This is a genomic window from Arthrobacter bussei, from assembly GCF_009377195.2.
Taxonomy (GTDB): domain Bacteria; phylum Actinomycetota; class Actinomycetes; order Actinomycetales; family Micrococcaceae; genus Arthrobacter_D; species Arthrobacter_D bussei.
In genome coordinates this window covers 1-393 of record NZ_VJXX01000019.1, presented here as the reverse complement: position 1 = coordinate 393, position 393 = coordinate 1, and the positions used below count along the sequence as shown (strand labels likewise).

Annotated in this window: 1 protein-coding gene; it reads left to right on the top strand. The window is 65.1% G+C overall.

The features are described from left to right. Nucleotides 1–393 (top strand): transposase (locus FNH21_RS16725; protein WP_191932097.1); only part of this gene is annotated, 393 nt, incomplete at both ends.

Below are 393 nucleotides of genomic sequence, written 5' to 3'. Positions count from 1 at the left end.
AGACCGCCACGACGGAGGAGCTCCCCGGCGCGGTCCCGGTGATGGATCCCTTCCACGTGGTTCGGCTGGCCGGGGATGGGTTGGACCGGTGCAGGCAACGCGTCCAACAAGCCACCACCGGTCACCGTGGTCGTTCCGGGGACCCGCTCTACCGGGCCAGGCGGACACTGCATACCGGCGCGAATCTGCTGACCGATAAGCAGCAGAGACGCCTGCATGCAGTGTTCAAGGCTGAGGAGCACCTCGAGGTCGAAGCCACCTGGGGAATCTACCAGCGAATCATCGCCGCGTACCGGGAACCCGACAGAAAGAAGGGAAAGCAGATGATGAAAGCCGTCATCGACTCCGTCACCGCCGGCGTGCCGACCGCCCTGGTCGAGATTCGTCGGCTCG